The sequence below is a fragment of the Microtetraspora sp. AC03309 genome (genome assembly GCF_020826795.1).
Classification (GTDB): Bacteria; Actinomycetota; Actinomycetes; order Streptosporangiales; family Streptosporangiaceae; genus Microtetraspora; species Microtetraspora glauca.
On sequence record NZ_JADDIL010000457.1, the window covers coordinates 1 to 492 of the forward strand.

Sequence of the window (492 nt, forward strand, 5' to 3'; positions counted from 1 at the left end):
TGACGCCCAGGACCCGGGCCTTTCCGTCGGCGATCTCCCCGACCACCAGTGGGGTGCCGCCGGACGCCGAGATGCCGTCGACGATGTGGCCCACCCGCTCGGTCGGATGCCCACCGTTCTCCCGTATCCACCGCATGACGGCGGTCGCCGCGCCCTTCCTGATCACGCGCCCGTCCGGGAGATCGACCCCGCTCATCCGGCTGGCCGCGGTGAACGCCACGAACCGGACACGCCGACGGCCGGCGAGGGTGGCGTCCGCCGCGGGCGCGCCGTCGGCGCCGTCCACCACGAGGTCATGGCGTTCGCGCAGGCCGTGCACCCGCTTGGCGAGGACGACGATCGAGCGGCCCTCCGGGGTCGCGTCGGCCAGGCTGGAGAGTTGCGCCGCGTCCGCGAGGTCGTCGGCGGTCACGTCCTCGACCGGCACGAACTCCGACGCCTGCCGGTTGCCCAGGGTGATCGTGCCGGTCTTGTCCAGCAGCAGCGTGCTGA

1 pseudogene is annotated in these 492 nt (G+C 73.4%); it reads right to left on the minus strand.

Annotated features, from left to right (window positions below):
- Positions 1-492, minus strand: a pseudogene (locus IMZ11_RS43835) (potassium-transporting ATPase subunit B); the annotation flags it as partial.